Source organism: Marinoscillum sp. HNIBRBA16962 (genome assembly GCF_057801515.1).
This window is the reverse complement of record NZ_CM173603.1, coordinates 2,109,133-2,125,995: the sequence shown is the minus strand read 5'-3', so window position 1 is coordinate 2,125,995 and position 16,863 is coordinate 2,109,133. Positions and strand designations below refer to the sequence as shown.

Sequence of the window (16,863 nt, the reverse complement as noted above, 5' to 3'; positions counted from 1 at the left end):
ACATGAAACTCAACACAAGACAACAAAAACTCAAACTCCAGGTAACAAACTCCTGGAAGTTTGGGCTTTTTTTGTTGACCAGGTTACCCATGGGACTGATAGCCGGTCTCCGGATCAGAAAACTGGAACCCCAAGAATGCGTAACCTCTGTACCCTTCAAGTGGCTGACAAAAAACCCGTTCCGCTCCATGTACTTCGCTGTACAAAGTATGGCAGCAGAGCTTTCTACAGCAGCTCCGTGCATGCTGGCTGTTCAGGGAAAGAGACCTTCCGTCGCATTTATCATTGTAGATCTGAAAGCAAACTTCTATAAAAAAGCTACCGGAAGAACTTATTTCACCTGTTCTGATGGACTTAACGCTTTTGATGTCGTAGAAAAAGCTATAGAAACAGGAGAACCTCAGACCGCTACCTTCAGGACCACAGGTAAAATGAAAGATGGAACAATCGTTTCAGACTTTGAACTAACCTGGTCTTTCAAACAACGAAAATCATAGATCTTTTACCAGACGATTTGCTGGTGAATCCTTGATAGACCTGTCAATGTCCCGCACAACTTCCACAATATCTTCAAATCCCTCATTTTCTTCCTGCTGAGGGAGGTTGTTTAAGCCCTTATTTTCCAGGACATCAAAAACCGTAAAAACATCAATTTTGCTTATATCTCTTCCCGGTACGTAAAGGTCATCCTCTCCTTCATGACTAACGGAAAGGATCAATTTAGCCTGCTCCAGATCCCTCACAATCTCTCTCACAAAACGCCGGGGCATAGTCAGAAGCTTGCATAACTTTTCGAATGAGAGCGGTTCGTCTTTCTCTTCAAACTCCTTGATCACTGTTTTCATTACCAGCAAAGTCAGTCTTCGTTTGGCCTTACCGGTAATCTGAAGATCATTACTATCATACGACCAGTTTTTTACATTTTGTAGAGCGAAGGAAAACTCGGCACCAAAAAGTATAATTGTCCAACTCAGCTGCAGCCAGATCATAAATAAAGGCAAGGCTGCCAGGGCTCCGTAAATGTCGTTATACCTTGAAAGAAATACCTGACCATTGATCCACGCAAACTGAGTAAGCTGAAAAACAGTACCTGCCAGAATCCCTGCTATCAACGCAGGCTTGATTTTGACCGAAGTATTCGGGAAAACAATATAAAACAGAAACAACAGGAACCATATCAAAGTGTATGGAACCAGTCGGATCAGAAAGATAATGACCGGCTTGAAAAAACCGAGTAGTTCCATACTTTCTGTCAGGTTTTCAATACTGGTAACAATATATGCAGTTGCCGAACTGGATATGATCAGGAGGAACGGCCCTAAGAGAATGACAGACATGTAATCTGTTAATTTTCTCTTGATAGATCTGCCGCGCTTGGTATCCCAGATGTCATTAAAAGTACTCTCAATGTAATTGAGTAGTCTTACAACAGCATATAGGATAAAAACAGCACTTATACCCGTTACTATCCCTCCTCCGGAGGTAGACAACATCTTATCAGAGTAGGTGGTCACCATATCAATGATCTGCTCCTGGCCGCTGAAATAACTGGTTATCTCTTTTTTCAGGTACTCTTTTAAACCAAAACTCTGTGCGATTCCGAAGGCCATGGCAATCACCGGAACCAGAGACAACATGCTATAATAAGTAAGAGAAGAAGCCTTGTCCCCACATTTGTCTTTGACAAACTCAGAAAGCGTAATGGTCCATATCCTGATTAGCCTGTAAAAAAAGGCTTGACGCCTGGAAAGTCTTCCTATTTTAACTACCCACAGGTCATGCTGGATAAATTTCCTAATACGCCGAATATATTGCTTGATCATGATCCCTGATGTTCAGTCCGAATTTACTACAATATGCCTCTAAAATTGTTTCCTGAAGACCAATTCCTTTTCCTTAGTAAAACCTGAAGAAGGCATAGTTGAATATTTAATAGCTAAACTTAATTCTGAAATACAATACTTTGGCCTGAGCCGAATAGCCCTCCAGGTCAGTTTCAGCAAAATAAAACTGCCCGATCAAGTCCAGATCGAGGTTTTCCACTACTGAATACGTTACGGAGGGGTTGATAAAAAGTGACCCATCTGAAGGAAACAGAATGGCCGCCAGTCCGGTAGTTACCAGGGGATGTGCAGGATAAGAAGCCTGAATAAAGGTTGACCATTTGTATGGTGAAATAGACCGGACATTCAGGTTTGAGCTGGTATTATTAATAAGGGTAAAATCAGGTTCACTTTTTCCATATCCATTATAAAGAGCAGAACCATTCAGGTACAATGAGTTTGGGAATAAATAATCCAGGGAAACGGAAGTAAGGACTCCATCCTCCTCTACTTCAAAATGGTTTAAATAAGTTACCTCACCCTTAAATCCCATTCCGCCAATGCTCCCGGCCCAGCCGGTACCCACGGCCAGATTGTTATCCATGACTCCTCCAATAAACTGGATATCATAGTTCCATTTATTGATCTGATAACGAAAGGCTGAAGTAATGTCTTCAAACCGATCAGCCGCCTTGATCGCAAACTCCACTTCGGATGCAAAGCCGGTGTACCTTTTTACACGAAGAGCATCACTGCCCGGACGCTCTTCATAGTCAAAGTCAAAAAAGGAGTAGCTATTAAACAGATCATTGGGATTCCAGGCGAGGTTTACTCCCCAGTTTATCCTTTGCCTGCCAAGAGTGACTTCCCAGTCCTTCTTATTCCATTGCAGATAGGCACGGTCAATCATGGTATGGAGCACCACCTTATCCCTGTTTATAGGCATCCATGAGAGGTCAAAATAGTCATTATTCACATCAATCAATTCACCATAATTTGGTATGGTTTCAACCAGATCACCAATAAACAAACGGTTTCTAAACTCAAGTTTTCCTGTAAGGTGGTCTGTAGGGAACCAGGCCAGATTAAGCCGGTGATGGACAAGGTTATCTACAAAAGTAGAATCCTCACCGGCAAAGTTGAATGTGACCATATCTTTGATGTATCCTTCTGCTGTAAACTTTGGCTCAGCATCCTCGTCAGTCTGGGCGGCTACCAGAAAAGGAATCAAACCTAATAAAATGGTGATATGCTTCATCGCTTTTCATCGCTTACTATTCTTCCATCTTCCAGTGTGATCACACGTCTGGCTTTATCAATAACCCGTTGGTCATGGGTGGAGAAGACAAAAGTGGCCTCTTCCTCCCTGTTCATCTTGGCCATGATGTCCAGCAAAGCAGAGGTGGAGGTAGAGTCCAGATTAGCAGTAGGTTCATCAGCCAGGATAAACTGCGGCCTGGATGCCAAAGCCCTGGCCACTGCTACACGTTGTTGTTGTCCACCTGATAGCTGGGATGGCCGCTGATTGGCCTTGTCGGCAATGCCCATTTGATCCAGGAGCTCCAATGCGCGTTCATCTCGCTCCTTTTTGGCCTTTTTTTGCAAGAGCATGATAAACTCTACGTTCTCCTGTGTGGTCAAAACAGGAATCAGATTGTAGGCCTGGAAAACGAAACCGATGTTTCTGAGCCTGAAATCTATCAGCTTACTGTCTTTCATATTGGTAATATTGGTATCAGCCAGTAGCACCTCTCCTGTAGTAGGGAAATCGAGTCCTCCCAGGATGTTTAAGAGAGTAGTCTTGCCACAACCCGAAGGGCCAACGATTGCTGTAAATTCACCTTTTTTGATTTCAAGGTCTATCCCATTAATGGCATTTACAGGGACAGCCGTAGAAGTATAAACCTTGGTAATATTTGTTGCTTTTATGATGCTCATGGTCCTAATGATTATGCTTTTAAATTTTATGAAGGGCCTCCACAGGCCTCGTTCTCACTGCTTTTAATGCAGGGTAGATTGCACCGACAAAGGCAGTAACAAATACGCCAACTGCGACTGTTATGTATACATAGTCCTCCACATACGGGTACAGGATGGATTCATAACCCCAGGCTTCCAAACCTTCCGAGTACTCTGTCAGGTCTATTCCCGAATTGCTGAAATAGTTGATGGTGCCCCATCCCAGCAGAAGGCCAATAGGAGATCCTATCATTCCCAGTAAGATGGTCTCGATTAGGATCATCATGAAAACCCTCAGCTTAGTCATCCCCACTGCCATGAGCATACCCAGCTCCTTCATTCTTTCCAGAACAGCCATCAGCATTGTATTGATAATGCCAAAAACCAATGCCACCATGATGATCGCCATAAGGACATAAAGCATACTTCCGTACACTTCCTGCAAATACGCCAGTTGGGGAGCTATCTCCCGCCAGGTTTCTACCAGATCTTCGGAAAAAAGATCATTGTATTTTGATACAACTGTCTGTTCCTCGACCTGATCATCCAGGAGGATTGCTATTTCGTGTACTTCATTATCAAGCCCCAGTAGCCTGTTCAGATCTCTTTGCCTGACAAATGCATATCCTTCTCCGAGACTCAGGCTTGAACTCTCAACAATTCCATCTACTCTGAAGGCAGCAGCTGTAATATTTCCATTGGCATCATTGAATGTGAGGACTACCTTAGAGCGTACATCTACGCCCAGGTTTTCTGCCAGCTTGCCGCCAATCACTACGGGATTACGACTGACCTCTTTGAAGTAAGTGCCTCGGGTAACCAGAGAGTCCAGACGAGTGACAATGGCTTCATTTTCAAGGTCTATCCCCCGTATCTGAACACCAGCCGCTTTACGTGGAGAAGAGATCATACCTGTAACAAGCGACCGGGTGGTTGCGCCTTTTACATCTTCCCAGGAGCGGACTTCAGCGGCCTTGCGAATACCATCCGAAATAGAGAACTGAACGTCCTGATCCTTTTTAAATTCCGGGTGGTGAACCTGAATATGCGATATATCATGGTTGATGGCATTGGCCATATAGCCAACAATAAACGCATTCATAAAACCCGTCCCAAAAATCATGGCCCATACGCCCAGCACAATGGAGCCTACCACCACCAGGCTTCTGAGCTTGCTTCTCCAGATATTTCGCCAGGATATGATTAGTAACATATTCTTATTGTTTTATTTCCAGATTCATTATTTATGCTTCCCGCATGGCCTTTACAGGGTCCAGCCGCTGAATAATCATCAGAGGATAAAAGCCCAGAATAAAAGCCATAAAGAAAATAGCCCAGGCCTGGTTGTAAAAAAGCGAAGGCTCCAGCGAAAAGAAGTATGCAGCTTCCACCCCAAAATCCTCAATTGCCTTTGCTGACTCACCTGAAAAGTAGACCGGATGATGGTAGTAGTAAATAAGGAATGGCAAACTGATCATTACACCTACCAAAACTCCGATACTTGACATCATAGCCATTTCCAGGAAGATCATCAACTGCATCCTGAACCGTTTCATACCTATGGATAGCAACACACCAAACTCATACATCCGCTCGGCTGTCATCATGAGAAAGGTGCCAAACATTCCAAATCCAATCACAGCATAGAGAATCCAGATCATCACCTTTGAGCTAAGGTTATCAATTTCTATACCCTGTACAAGGTCAGGCATCAGGGCTTTCCATCCCATTACTTCATAGGTCTCCGTATCGATACGGCTTTTGATATCTGAAACAATCCGATCTACATGCTTAGCTTTATCTACCACAAACGCCAAAGTGGTTAACTGCTCACCTACACCATAGAGCCATTGAGCTTTTTGGAGTGGGATGTAAATCGTGCCTTTATTTTGCTCGGGTACGGGAAATTTCATAATCCCTTTGACCGGGTAAATACCGGCAGCATTGGAACCGTGATAACCCTGACCAATCAAAACAATGGTATCCCCCAGGCCTATCTTGAGGTATTCTGCTAGCCCTTCGGAGATCATAGCGGCATTATCATTTGCATCCAGGTACTCCCCTTCCACGATCTTTTCCTTTACACGGGTGAGCGCATCTTCCTTTTCCGGATCAATCCCGAGCACCATACTCCCCCTGGTCTTTTGATTATAAGAGGCCAAAGCAAATGACTCTATCCTTGGGACCACCTCTATTACTCCTTCCACAGATTCCACAGTATCAATCAAAGACTTGTGGTAGGAAAAGCTATTATCAATGGTTTTATCTTCCCAATACCCGGCCTTGTGCACCTGGATATACCCTGTAAAAAAACGAGCAGCCGATTCGATCATTCGTTCGTAAGATCCAAGCTGCATCGATCGCATCACACAGGCCAGTAAGACTGCAAAAGTGATAGACCCGATAGTGATAAAACTTCTACGCTTATTACGCCAGATATTGCGCCATGCAAGTGTGAGGTACATCATCTCAGTCGTTTCATATTTTGGATGGAAAAGAATGACTCATTCAGCTCTACGTTAAACTGAATATCGGCATATTCGATCACAGTCTTTTGATCAGGATTGTCTGCGGGTATCATCTCCAAAAGGACCGGGATTCTCCGTCCCCCCATCTCGCGTATATCCGACATAATCATGGTATTGATCAGGTAGCCGTCTTCATCGTAATATTTAAAGAGGAGCTGATTATAATCCTCCTTATCAATGTAAGCCTCCACCCGACCCCAGACAACCGGTGCATTCTCCTTAGGCAAGAGTTCTATCTTCCATGTTTCCATACCGCTAACCACCGTATCTTTCATGATGGAATGCGTATAGTCTTCTACCACAGATGATTGCTTCACCAGATCATCATTCGTAAAGTCGGAACCCATCCACGATTGCATCATCATCGAGGGGGGCATTTTGATCACCCTGTCAATGGTAGGCTGCCAGTTCCAGAGTTCTGTACCCCTTTTCAAGAACGCAGTACCGTTATCCCTGGCAGGGGCCGTAATGAGAACCAAACTATACGCTGTCCCCTTAGACCAGCTTTTCATAGATATTTCCCGCGTCCAGGTGGGTCTCACGATCTTCATTTTCATTTCTGCGATGTTTGATTCCCCCTGCATCTTTTGGTTCGCCCGGTCTATGATCTCTGTAGCTGTCTGTCCTGAAACAGAAAAACTCAGTATCAAGACACTGAAAAATGTAATCACTCGCATATTCAGTTAATTTATTTGCAGTATTTATTTAAAAGCATTTGTTCTATTTCATCAAGTGGATAATCCTTGCCCAGGACGATATATTGCATCCCAATACCATCAAATATGGTCGCCAGAATCCGAGCCTCCGTTTTGTGATCTGGAAAATTCATACCCTCCAGCATATCTTCAAGCATTTTGAGGTATTCGTTCATTTTCCCCACAGCCATCTCATGGATAAATGGAAACTGATCCACATGAAGACTAAGGCCAATAAGCAGCCGGTTTAATTTGTCATTCTTTCTAAACCAGTTAAAAATGGACCGAATGATCCGTTCGAGCATTTCTCTGGGATCATCAGAAGTAGCCTCTTCGATCATCTTCTCCCCTTCATTCATTATATCCAGGATCATCCCTTTTAGCAGCTCTTCTTTGCTGTCATAATAATTATAGATGAGTCCCTTGGACACCCCGGCTTTTTTAGCAATAGAAGCTATGGAAGCTGCTGTATACCCTTTAGTCCCAAACACCTCTAAGGATGCTTTATGGATCCTGTCCAGGGATTTTGCTCGTAACTCTTCAAATTGGGCTTTCGATCGAGGACTCATGTCACAAATGTAAAAATTAATATTTATTGACTGAACGTTTGGTCAATAAAAAAGTTACTGTTTTTTGATACCATTTTTTTGGTACTTTTAACCAAACATTAAATACCCTAGCAACTGTCATCTCTACTTTATTAACTTTAAGGACATGAACATCAAGGAAAAAATTAAGAAAAGAGTCAACGACATCAATGACCCTCGACTTCTGGATGAACTACTCAAGGAAGTAGAACCTGAGTATGAAATTGAACATGTGGACGAACTATCCGAACCTGAAAAGAACGCTATAGACGAAGGAATTTCAGATGCTGAAGCCGGGAACCTGCATTAGCTAAACAGACATAAAGGACTTTGATAACTTTTAAGCCCGTTTGAGCTCCAGTACAGTAATCTCCGGCAAAATCCCTACCCTGCCCGGATAGCCTAAAAAGCCAAAACCACGATTGACATAGAGGTATTGTTCTCCCGATTTATAGAGATCAGCCCACTGCTTATAGATGTACTGGGATGGGCTCCAGCGAAAATCTCCGATCTCAATCCCAAACTGCATACCATGTGTATGACCCGCCAGCATCAGGTCTATGTCAGGGTACTCCGGGCGGACCTGAGCATCCCAGTGGCTCGGATCATGGGATAATAAAATCTTGAAAGGTATGTCTTCTATTCCCTGATAGGTCCTGGCCAGATCACCATACTTGGAAAAGCGTCCGGCTCCCCAATTCTCCAATCCAAGGATTGCTATTTCATCCTTCCCTTCTTTCAGAATCCTGTGCTCATTGAGCAAAATATCCCAGCCCATATAGCGATGCATCTCATGAAGGTCACGGATATCGGCCAACTTTGCTTCTCTACTACTCCAGTTTCGGTAATCACCATAGTCATGATTACCCATCGTTGAGAAAACACCACGCTCTGCTTTTACCTTTTTGAAAATATCCAGATAAGGTTTAGCCTCATCACTCTGATAATTCACGAGATCACCGGTAAAAAACACCACATCCGGTTTTTGGTCATTGATGAGATCTACCCCGCCTGCCACAGCCGTCTTATTGAAAAAGCTGCCCGTATGAATATCTGAGATCTGAACCAGCCGCATCCCATCAAAAGCCTTTGGAAGATTTTTGGAAACGATCTCTCTTCTCCTGACACGGTAATCATGAGCTCCGGAGAGGATGCCGAAGCTAAATACCGCTATAGGTATGGTCCCGGCTATTAGTGCGGATTTGGAGAGGAATTCCGATCGGGAAAGGTCTTTGGAGGATTCGCTTTTTTCAGGAAAAAGACTTACAATATACGTCACCAATCGCCGTACATCATCTGCCAACAGGAATATCGCTGTAAACAGTTTTCCGATCAGGGTAATGAAAAAAGTTGTTGTAATGAATAACCTCAGGTTCTTGAAGGTCTTCGGGTCAATCTGATTGTAGAAAATCACCCCGGTAAACAAAATCAGCGAAACCGTAAAGTAAGCTATTGTGACCACTCTTCTTGTCACAACTGAATAATCTGCTATGACTACACGTAAAGCCTGGTAAATGTACCAGTCAAACCCCACGTATAGCAAAGCCAAAAAAACAATGAAATAAATCCTGCTCATGTGTAATCTATATTGCAAAAAAGAAGGGTCACTTCTCAGCGACCCTTCAACCTATCGCAATGTTAACTAATACCTAATCGCCTGTTGATCTTAGCAAAGAACAAATACATGACCGGTACGATAACCAATGTGAGGAAGGTGGCAAATGTCAAACCAAAAATGATGGTCCACGACATAGGTCCCCAGAAGATCACATTGTCTCCGCCCATGTAAAAGTCAGAGTCGTAGATGGTAAAGAACTTAATAAAGTCGAAATTGATTCCCACTGCCAAAGGAACAAGCCCCAGAATGGTGGTAATAGCCGTTAGCAGTACCGGGCGCAAACGTGTTTTACCAGCCGACACAATGGACTCAACCACTTCGGTAAAAGGAAGCTTGTCTACACCCATCTCATCACTTTTCCGCTTACGACTCAGCTCAATAAAGTCGATAAGTACTATAGCATTGTTTACCACAATCCCTGCCAGAGAGATAATACCGATCATGGTCATGATCACCACAAAGTCCATCTGGAAAATCACCAACCCAAGGAACACCCCGATGGTACTCAGCACCACGGAAGTCATGATGATGAATGGTGTAGTTATTTTATTAAACTGAGACACAATGATCAGGAAGATCAGGAATACGGCAAGTAGTAAGGCTCGACTCAGGAAGGCCATTTCTTCAGCCTGCTGCTCCTGCTCACCACCAAACTTATAGCTGTATCCGGCAGGCATTTCATAATCCCCCAACAGGTCCTTGATCTGGTTATTGATCTCGGTAGGGTTATAACCACCCAGCACATTAGAAGAGATGGTGATGATCCGATCCAGGTCTTTACGCTTCACAGAGCCGTAGGTTGAGCTCAATTGCGCAGTTGCTACTGCCGAAATCGGCACCTGATGCATCTTACCTGAGGTCTGGTCTCTGAACGTTATCTGTTTGTTCATCAAAGCATCCAGATCATATCTAAAGCGGTCCTGCAAACGCAGCTCGATATCGTAATCGTCCTCACCCATTTTAAATTTGGATATCTCTCTACCGAAAAGTGAAGTCCTTACTTCGTTGGCTACCGAATAGGTTGACAGCCCGAACCTTCGGGCTTTCTCCCGGTCAATATCCACAATCAATTCCGGTTTACCGGTTTCCAGGTCCGTTTTGAGTTTTTCAATCCCCTGAATCCCTGATTCATTGATGAGGTTTTTCATCTCCTCAGTAATAGCGATCAATTCCGGTAACCTCGGGCCGACCACTTCAATATTTACAGGTTTACCTGCCGGTGGTCCCGCCGCATCCTTATCTACGGTGATGGCCACTCCCGGATAACTGGGTATGCCTTTCCGTATTTCCTCCATGATATCACTGGTCATCACAAAATCACCGGTTGCCGGATCGCGTCTGTGTTTATACTCCACAAAGTTGACCGTGATCCGTGCTTTGTTTGGTGTAGAGCTTTGACCAAATGCACTGGGGTCATTAGGGTCAGCAGTATCCTCTCCTACCTTGGTGATCACGGATTCTACCAGAAAATCATAAGGCTTAACGATATCTAAAACCCGCTTTTCAACGTTCTTGGTAAACTCATTCGTTTCCTGGATATCTGTCCCGATAGGATGCTCAATAAAAACATTGACATACTTGGGCTCATTGATCGGGAAGAAAATCACTTTTGGAGGAAATGCAGACATGAGCATGAATGAAAAGATCAAAAGCGCGACCGTTCCGAAAAAGAACAAGTAGGGCTTCCATCCTCTTAAAGCAAACCTTAGCGTTTGAGAATAAAGGTTCTCTAACCAGGGTAAAAACCTTGCCTGGAAGCTTTTAGCCATAGGAGCAAGTGCATATACATCCAACACGATAATAAGCGCCAACGCCACCAAAATATTCCCCAGAGCCGTTACTCCGACCAAAAGGAAAAATATACCTACACCACCTATGATCCCTACATTTCTCCAAAGTTTTCTGTTATCCGGTTTTTGCTCGCCGTTTTGTACCTTCATGAAGGTAGAAATTAATACAGGGTTGATCACCAGCGCCACAAAAAGTGAAGACGTCAGAGTGATCATCACTCCTAGCGGAAGATAGCCCATAAATTGCCCCATCAAACCGGGCCACATCGCCAAAGGAAGAAATGCAGCTAACGTGGTAGCTGTTGAGGAAATAATCGGCATTGCTACTTCGCCAACCCCTTTTTTGGTTGCTGCCAATGCACTATAGCCTTCTTCCATTAGCCGATAGACGTTCTCAACGACCACTATACCATTATCCACCAGCATACCAAGCGCAAGGATCAATGAGAACAAGATCATCATATTGACCGTGATCCCGAAAGCTCCAAGGACATTGAAAGCTATAAACATGGAAAGCGGGATGGCTATCCCTACAAAGAGGGCGTTTCTTGTACCCAGAAAAAATAGCAGGACCAGTACCACGAGGATCACTCCTGAGATGATGTTGTTTTCCAGACTGGAAACCATCTCTTTCACGAAAGTAGACTGGTCATTCGTACGGGTGATCACAAGGTCATCAGGAAGCTGACTTTCCAGCTTTTCCATTGCTGCATCTATCTTTTTGGTGGCATTAAGCATATTTTCACCACTTCGCTTAATGACATCTACTGATACCACAGGTTTCTTTGAAAGACGTGCGTATGATTCCTTCTCTACATACCCAAAGTCAATCTCAGCCACATCTTTCAGGTAAGCAATATTCCCTTTTTCATGCTTGATGACAATATCCTGCATTTGCTGAGGATCCGTAAACTCCCCGACTACCCGGATAGATCTTCGTACACCATCTGTGAGGATATTCCCTCCTGATAACGTTACATTCTCGGCAGTCACCGCATTTTCGATATCACTAAAAGAGATATTTCTGGCCTCCATCTCGTACGGATTAACCATAATCCTTACCTCTTTGTCCTCTACACCGCGAATTTCCACTTTGGATATTTCAGAGATCTTTTCAATCTCATCCTCTATCAGCTCTGCGAAATCTTCCAGCTCAGCCACCGAGTAGTTTCCGGAAAGATTGATATTCATGATCGGAAACTCCGAGAAATTCATCTCAAAGACATTGGGGTCTTGCGGAAGGTCTGTGGGGAGCTCTGGTTTAGCCCGGTCTACGGCATCTTTCGCCTTCTGGAGGGCATCTTCTATATCCGTCTCGGCCTGAAACTCCACTATAATCGTAGAATAATCCTGTACTGAGGTGGATTTTATCTCTTCCACCTCGGAGATGGTATTCAGTTCCTTTTCCAACTCCCGGGTGACCAGGTTTTCCATATCCACAGGGGAGTTTCCCGGATATGGTGTACCCACATACACGATAGGTTGCTCTATCTCCGGGTAACTGTCTTTAGGTAACGACCGGTATGAGATGATTCCCATTATCACGATCAGGACCGCCAAAAAATAGACCGTATTGCGGTTTTTCAGAGAGAAGGTAGTCAGCCAGAATTGCTTATCTACCTCCTCGGATTGTACGCTCTTTTTGTTATTATCTTCAGACATTACAAATTCTTTTTTAAAAAGTGAAGACTTAAAGTGATGCCGTAGAAAGCGATATCTCTACCCCTTCATTCACATCTCGATACCCTTTATCTATGATCTTCTCATTCCCACTTAACCCGGTTAACACTTCAGTTTCATTGTTAAAGGTTTTACCGGTTTCAATTCGTATTTTCCTGGCAACTGCCTTGCCTTGCTGTGAGTCCAGCGCATAGATATATTTTCCCAGCTCGTCAGACTGGATAATCTTAGTCGGTACGCTTAGTGCACCCTCCTTTTTGTAATCCGTCAAAGTGAGTACCACCACTTGATTTGGTCGAAACTCCAGGGCTGACCTTGGAATGGACACCTCAATGGAAAAGGTCCTGTTCTCTTCATTGATCACCTTGCCCACAGAAGCCACTGTGCTCAGCATCTCAACATCCTGAGTCGGAAAATATACCTCCACCTGATCGCCAGCAGATACCTTTCCCATGTAAGCTTCTGATACGTCAGCATTGATGTACATTTCATGTTGGTTTACAATCCTTATCAAAGGCGAACCTGGCTGAGCCATTTCACCTACTTTCACCGGAATGGCCTCAACAGCACCTGAAAACGGAGCTCGAACATAGGCCTGACTCAGCTGAGCATTCAGCGTATTTAGCTTTCGTTCAAGTGCCTCCTTATTGTTTTTTGCTTCCAGGTACTGGATCTCTGAACCTATGTTTTGCTTCCAAAGGTTGGACTGTCGCTCATATACCGTAGCAGCAAGCTCCAACTGCGTCTTAACCTCTGCAATATTGTTTTCAAGAATATCTGCATCAAGTTTCATGAGCAAGGTGCCCTCCCTTACCTCCTGTCCTTCTTTGACAGGTATCCTTTCTATACGTCCCATAGTCTCTGCACTTATCAGTACATTTTTACGAGACTCCACAGCCCCCCGCACTTCAATCTGATGGATAAATGGTTTAGGTTCTACTTTGTATGTTGAAACCAGAACATTGCCTGACTCAGCTTTAAAAGTGGTATCCTCATTAGCAATCTCCTCTTCCAATCCTTTTATCTTTAGCTTCAGATCAGCCAACTCTTTTTTATGTTCCTCAAGTTGGGCTTTTTTCTCAGCCAAATCAGAAGAGCCTCCGCAGCTATACAGTACAGCAGCGGCAGTTATAGTTAAAAATAGATTTTGGATCTTTCTCATGACCAGTTTAGTTATTAAGTATTCCTAGTGCTTTTTTTAGTTCTAATTGTGCGATAAGTGCATCATACAATGCACTGTAATAGTTGGTTTGTGCTTCTTTTAGTGAATTGTCTGCCTCAATGACCTCCAGGTTAGAACCTACGCCCTCCTGGTACTTGATCTCAGTAGTATTGAATATCTCAGAAGCCAGCTCCATGTTTTCCTGTTGAACCTCCAGCTTGTCCAGCGCATTAGCCAGGTTCTTTTGAGAGCGCTCAATGTCCAGGTCGATGGATTTCTCCAGACTCTCAAACCCATTTTCTATCTTCAGCAGCGACAGCTTTTCCTGTTGTATCTGAAAAGATCGCTGAAGGCCTGTGAAAATATTCCAGTTTAGCCGCAGACCCAGAGTAGAGTATCCATACCACTTATCAGGACCAATACCTCCCACTTCATCAAAATCCGAATTGGTCACAAAAATTCCCCCAAATCCCGGAGACTGAGTGGAGTAACCAAGATTGGCAAATGCTGAAATCACAGGAATAGCCTCAGCATACTTGTTTTTGATATTAAGCTTCTGTAGCTCATAATTGGCTTTCATAACCTGATAATCAGGTCGGTTAGCATAGTCCCAGTTTTCCTCAGTGGGAACATCCACGGGTTGCAGTACTTCATCTTCAATTGACCCTTGAATTACAAGCTCTTTATCAAACGGGTAATTCATCTGAAACTTCAAAAGCTTAAGAGAGATCTCGGTGAGGTTCTCCAGATCAGCCTTATTCACTTTCAGGTTATTGCGGTTTACTTTCAAGCGATCTACGTCCAGTTTTTCAGCAAAACCGTTCTGATACATTGCCTCAGTATTGCGGTAAAGCGTATCGATCCGCATCAGGTTAGACTCGATCAATTCAAGGCGTTCCCGACTTATAAGTAGGTTGTAAAATGCTTTGGAAACATTCATGACTACCTGTTCATCAGTCTGATTAGCTTCCTTCACGGCCAGGTCTTTATAAGCATTAGCCGCTTGAAGGCCCACAAAATAGGACCCATTAAAAATCAACTGGTTAACACTCAAGCTGGCATCTCCTGATCCCTGTAGTTGAAAAAAGTTTTCAGCAGCAACTACATCGCCATTTTCAATTCCAATTTGCTGAGCCTGCTCGGGGGTTATAAAGCTAAATCCTTCCTGCTGATCAGAATACTGTGTAAAGAACCTTGGCTGAGTAGGGCTTTTCTGGACAGAGACTGCTCCAGTCACCTGCGGCAGCCCAATCCCTACCGTTTCCTTCACACGGGCAGCAGCTATCTCTTTATCTAGTTGAGCATTTCTGGCATCTACAGCATTGGTCTGTGCATACTCAATACACCGCTCCAGTGTGTAGGTCTCCCTGGTGCTGTCCTCCTGGGCATGCACCGAGGTATATAGTATGATTAGAAGTACGGTTAGTTTTCCTTTCATTTTGATAGCGATTTACTTTCTTGTATTTGGTATTGTTGATAGCGTTTTTTTCCTTCTTCTGACAAAAGGCCATGCACAAAGTGATCATACACCTGCATCTGCACCTCCACAAAATCAAACTCACTCCGGGGAAAGATCTGATCGTTGAAAACAAGCTGAACAATCTCCATCCTCAATATGGCGATCACTCTTGGATCCAGATCTTTCCGATAATTTCCCTCTTTTATTCCCCGCTCCAGGTTATCCACTATCTGGCCTATGATGAAGTTCTTCTTAAACTCCTGAAAAATGTTCCAGGCATCTGCGTGGTATTTCTGAAGGTCATATAACAAAGAGGGATTGATCTTAAATACATGTTCACGCATGCATTTTGATAAATTAAACAGCTCCTCAATCGCATTGGAAGAAGAGTTGGCAATGGATTCAAACTCCTTCATCTCCCCTTCCATATGCATTTTAACCACCTCTGTTACCAGCTCATCTTTATTTCTAAAATGCTGATATAAGGTCTTCTTTGACATGGACAACCCTCTGGCTACATCATCCATCGAAACAGATCGCACTCCGTATTGAATAAATAATGCATGAGCTCCTTCTATGATTTTATCTTTCAACTTCTCCAGGTCTAATTGCTTGATTTTGATTTTCGTACACTATGGAAACTTTAGTTATTCCAAAAGTTTCCTGAGTTTCTACGGAAGAAAAGTCTTAAGGTTGAGTTTTGTTTGAAAAAAATTTCACTTTTTTGACTGTCGGTAGAATAATAACGTTTTCATCATCTTGACTCAATCTTTACACTTCAGAAAATCCGGAAACGGAAAGGCTATCATGGTACTTTTCCACGGGTTTGGTCAGGACCATAAGGCGTTTGATAAACTGACTCCCATCCTGGAAGAAAAGTATACCGTTTACGCTTTTGACCTTTATTACCATGGCAGATCCCATCGCCCTGACAAACCGCTTACATTGACCAACTGGCGAGAGGCATTCGGTGAATTTCTGAATAAAGAGGGAATCGAAAATTTTTCAATACTGGGTTTTAGCCTGGGTGGCAGATTTGCTTTAGCTACAGTTGTTGGTTTTCACAACTGTATTAATGAAGTGTCGTTAGTTGCTCCGGATGGCATCTATAAAAATTTCTGGTACCTATTCGCCACCAGCTTTTTGGGAAACCGACTGTTTAAATACCTGATGCTGAATCCCAGGCATTTTGAGCAATGGATAAAGATATTTTCAAAATATCGCCTTGCATCTCCTTCGATGATCCGCTTTGCTCAGAAAGAACTCCAAAACCATGAAAACTGCCTTAAGGTGTACCGAACCTGGACATACTTCAGGCCCCTTCAGCAACCCGCAAAAAAACTGACCAAAATATTTAACCAAAAAAATATCCCTCTGAACCTCTTTTTGGGCAGTAAAGATTACATCATACCTACTAAAAAGGTCGTACCAAAACTGGAAGGAATCAGAACATTAAAGGTCATGATCCTCCCCTTAAAGCACCACCATCTGATTGAAGGTATAAAAGACCTGATCGCTTCTTCGGAGAATGCAAAAAAACTTTGATTTATTGTTCTATTTTT

Annotated in this window: 15 protein-coding genes; 3 read left to right on the top strand and 12 right to left on the bottom strand. The window is 43.5% G+C overall.

Translation table 11 applies throughout. The features are described 5' to 3' along the window. Positions 1-2: 2 nt before the first annotated feature. The gene (locus AC3E9V_RS09075) at positions 3-497 is read left to right on the top strand and encodes a DUF4442 domain-containing protein (RefSeq protein ID WP_488752869.1); all 495 of its coding nucleotides are present in this window, start codon (positions 3-5) and stop codon (positions 495-497) included. Here AC3E9V_RS09075 and AC3E9V_RS09070 read toward each other — a convergent pair. From AC3E9V_RS09070 to AC3E9V_RS09040, 7 genes are all read right to left on the bottom strand, one after another. Continuing rightward, on the bottom strand, positions 492-1,823 hold the full coding sequence (locus tag AC3E9V_RS09070) for a YihY/virulence factor BrkB family protein (protein ID WP_488752868.1): 1,332 nt from the start codon (positions 1,821-1,823) through the stop codon (positions 492-494). The two genes, AC3E9V_RS09075 and AC3E9V_RS09070, sit on opposite strands and share 6 nt — an antisense overlap. Positions 1,824-1,929: 106 nt before the next feature. Continuing rightward, positions 1,930-3,081, bottom strand: a complete 1,152-nt coding sequence (locus AC3E9V_RS09065) for a hypothetical protein (protein ID WP_488752867.1) — start codon at positions 3,079-3,081, stop codon at positions 1,930-1,932. Next, positions 3,078-3,761, bottom strand: a complete 684-nt coding sequence (locus tag AC3E9V_RS09060; protein ID WP_488752866.1) for an ABC transporter ATP-binding protein — start codon at positions 3,759-3,761, stop codon at positions 3,078-3,080. The genes AC3E9V_RS09065 and AC3E9V_RS09060 overlap by 4 nt, the downstream gene beginning before the upstream one ends. A gap of 19 nt (positions 3,762-3,780) precedes the next feature. After that, positions 3,781-4,995: an ABC transporter permease gene (locus AC3E9V_RS09055; protein WP_488752865.1), complete on the bottom strand. Its 1,215-nt coding sequence runs from the start codon at positions 4,993-4,995 to the stop codon at positions 3,781-3,783. A 31-nt stretch (positions 4,996-5,026) separates the two neighbouring features. Beyond that, the gene (locus AC3E9V_RS09050) at positions 5,027-6,250 is read right to left on the bottom strand and encodes an ABC transporter permease (protein ID WP_488752864.1); all 1,224 of its coding nucleotides are present in this window, start codon (positions 6,248-6,250) and stop codon (positions 5,027-5,029) included. Next, the gene (locus tag AC3E9V_RS09045) at positions 6,247-6,987 is read right to left on the bottom strand and encodes an outer membrane lipoprotein-sorting protein (protein ID WP_488752863.1); all 741 of its coding nucleotides are present in this window, start codon (positions 6,985-6,987) and stop codon (positions 6,247-6,249) included. Before AC3E9V_RS09045 ends, AC3E9V_RS09050 begins: the two co-directional genes overlap by 4 nt. An 11-nt stretch (positions 6,988-6,998) precedes the next feature. Beyond that, positions 6,999-7,574, bottom strand: coding sequence for a TetR/AcrR family transcriptional regulator (locus AC3E9V_RS09040; RefSeq protein ID WP_488752862.1), 576 nt, complete (start codon positions 7,572-7,574; stop codon positions 6,999-7,001). Between the two features lie 145 nt (positions 7,575-7,719). Here AC3E9V_RS09040 and AC3E9V_RS09035 point away from each other — a divergent pair, with 145 nt between their 5' ends. After that, positions 7,720-7,902 (top strand): hypothetical protein, encoded by a 183-nt coding sequence (locus AC3E9V_RS09035; RefSeq protein WP_488752861.1) that lies wholly within the window; start codon positions 7,720-7,722, stop codon positions 7,900-7,902. A gap of 30 nt (positions 7,903-7,932) precedes the next feature. Here the strand turns inward: AC3E9V_RS09035 and AC3E9V_RS09030 are convergent, their stop codons facing one another. The 5 genes from AC3E9V_RS09030 to AC3E9V_RS09010 all read right to left on the bottom strand — a co-directional run bounded on the left by AC3E9V_RS09030 (position 7,933) and on the right by AC3E9V_RS09010 (position 15,894). Then, positions 7,933-9,168 (bottom strand): metallophosphoesterase, encoded by a 1,236-nt coding sequence (locus tag AC3E9V_RS09030; RefSeq protein ID WP_488752860.1) that lies wholly within the window; start codon positions 9,166-9,168, stop codon positions 7,933-7,935. Between the two features lie 62 nt (positions 9,169-9,230). Next, positions 9,231-12,662: an efflux RND transporter permease subunit gene (locus AC3E9V_RS09025; RefSeq protein WP_488752859.1), complete on the bottom strand. Its 3,432-nt coding sequence runs from the start codon at positions 12,660-12,662 to the stop codon at positions 9,231-9,233. A gap of 28 nt (positions 12,663-12,690) precedes the next feature. After that, positions 12,691-13,842 (bottom strand): efflux RND transporter periplasmic adaptor subunit, encoded by a 1,152-nt coding sequence (locus AC3E9V_RS09020; protein WP_488752858.1) that lies wholly within the window; start codon positions 13,840-13,842, stop codon positions 12,691-12,693. A gap of 7 nt (positions 13,843-13,849) precedes the next feature. Beyond that, complete coding sequence (locus tag AC3E9V_RS09015) at positions 13,850-15,280, bottom strand: TolC family protein (RefSeq protein ID WP_488752857.1); 1,431 nt, start codon at positions 15,278-15,280, stop codon at positions 13,850-13,852. After that, the gene (locus AC3E9V_RS09010; RefSeq protein ID WP_488752856.1) at positions 15,277-15,894 is read right to left on the bottom strand and encodes a TetR/AcrR family transcriptional regulator; all 618 of its coding nucleotides are present in this window, start codon (positions 15,892-15,894) and stop codon (positions 15,277-15,279) included. Before AC3E9V_RS09010 ends, AC3E9V_RS09015 begins: the two co-directional genes overlap by 4 nt. 166 nt (positions 15,895-16,060) lie before the next feature. On the opposite strand from AC3E9V_RS09010, the gene AC3E9V_RS09005 reads away from it, so the two are divergent. Then, positions 16,061-16,846: an alpha/beta fold hydrolase gene (locus tag AC3E9V_RS09005; protein ID WP_488752855.1), complete on the top strand. Its 786-nt coding sequence runs from the start codon at positions 16,061-16,063 to the stop codon at positions 16,844-16,846. Positions 16,847-16,863 lie beyond the last annotated feature (17 nt).